Annotated in this window: 1 protein-coding gene and 1 pseudogene; one reads left to right on the top strand and one right to left on the bottom strand. The window is 71.6% G+C overall.

Features of this window, described 5'->3' with window-relative positions:
- Positions 1 to 1245 (top strand): DUF790 family protein (locus ACFQEU_RS15515; protein WP_379783625.1); only part of this gene is annotated, 1245 nt, incomplete at its 5' end.
- Positions 1246 to 1253: 8 nt separating this feature from the next.
- Here ACFQEU_RS15515 and ACFQEU_RS15510 read toward each other — a convergent pair.
- Positions 1254 to 1621 (bottom strand): annotated as a pseudogene (locus ACFQEU_RS15510) (hypothetical protein); the annotation flags it as partial.

Here is a 1621-nt window from a genome sequence, read left to right as displayed (position 1 = left end):
GTCCGGCGGGCCGCGTTCGAGGCGGCCGAAGCGGTCGGCGTGGCGAGCGAATCGACACGCGACCGGGCGATCGAACGGGCCGCGGACGGGTTGGGTGTCGACTCCGAAGTGATCGACGACGACCTCTACGCCGACCGCGACACGCGACAGGTGCTCGTAGACGCGGACGTGCGGTGGGGCCCCGACACGCTGCTCGACCAGTACAACCTCTCGCTCGCCCAGACTGCGCTGTTCGACGCGACCGAGGTCCGGGTCCGCTCCGCCGATCCCAAGGCGCTCGTGAGCGCCGTCAAACGCCTCGGGCTATTGTACGAGCTCCGACGGACCGACGACGGCCGCGAGCTGGTCGTCACCGGGCCGGATCGGCTGTTTCGCCGGACGCGGCGGTACGGCACCGCGTTCGCGCGGCTCCTCCGTACCGTCGCGAAGACGGCCGAGTGGCGGCTGGAGGCGACGATCGACGACCGAGGAACGGAGCGGACGATGACGCTCTCCGAGCGCGACGTGAGCGTCCCCGGGGTCGACCCCGTGGCGGAGCCCGACTTCGACAGCGGCGTCGAGGCCGACTTCGCCGGACGGTTCCGCGCGCTCGACCTCGACTGGACGCTCGTTCGCGAGCCGGAGCCGCTCGAAACCGGCACGCGGGTGATGATCCCCGACTTCGCGTTCGATTACGACCACGCCGACTTCCGGCTCTACTTCGAGGTGATGGGGTTCTGGACGCCCGAGTACGTCGAGAAGAAGCTCGGCCAGCTCGCGGACGTGGAGGACGTCGACCTCCTCGTCGCGGTCGACGAGAGTCTCGGTGTCGGCGAGGAGATCGCCGCCCGCGACCACCGAGTCGTCACGTACGCCGGCCGGGTCAGGGTGAAGCGCGTCGTCGACGTGTTACGCGAGTACGAGTCCGAGTTCGTCGCGGAAGCGGCAGCGGCGCTCCCGGCCGAGATCGTCCCCGACGACGACGTGGTGACCCTCGAAGCCGTCGCCGAGGGGTACGGGACGGGCGTCGAGGCGCTCGACGGGGCGCGGTTCCCCGCCCACGAGCGCGTGGGGCGGACGCTGGTCCGTCCCGCGGTGTTGGAGACGGTCGCCGACGAGCTCGACTCCGGTATGACGCTCGCCGCCGCCGAGGCGGTCCTCGACGAGTACGGGATCGGCGAGACGAGCGCCGCCCTCTCCCGGCTCGGGTACCGCGTCGAGTGGGAGGGGCTCGGTGGAGGGACGCTTCAGGAGACGGATTCATAAGTGGCGGGTCAGCGGATCCGTCGAACCAGCCCGACAACGAGCACGCCGAGCGCGGCGACGCCGAGCGCGAGGATCCCTCCGACCGTAAGGACGCTGGGGTCCTCCCCGTCGCCGTCTCCTTCGGTGTCGTCTCCCTCGGCGTCGTCCGCGGTCCCCTCCGAGAGGGTCACGTCAGCACCCTCGCCGTCGCCGCCGTCCTCGTCCGCGATCGGGAGCCGCTCCTCGCCGCCGCCGGCCACCTCGATGACGGCCTCGCGGGTCGTCAACACCGGAAGCGGGTACTGGAGCAGCTGGGCCTCGGCGTCGGCGATCCCGATCACCGCGTCCGCCGCGGGCGCGTCGTCGGGCACCTCGAACGTGATCGTCGCCGTCGGGG

The sequence above is a fragment of the Halorubrum tibetense genome, assembly GCF_042661865.1.
Lineage (GTDB): Archaea > Halobacteriota > Halobacteria > Halobacteriales > Haloferacaceae > Halorubrum > Halorubrum tibetense.
The sequence above is the reverse complement of the archived record's forward strand: the minus strand, read 5'-3'. Positions and strand labels throughout refer to the sequence as shown.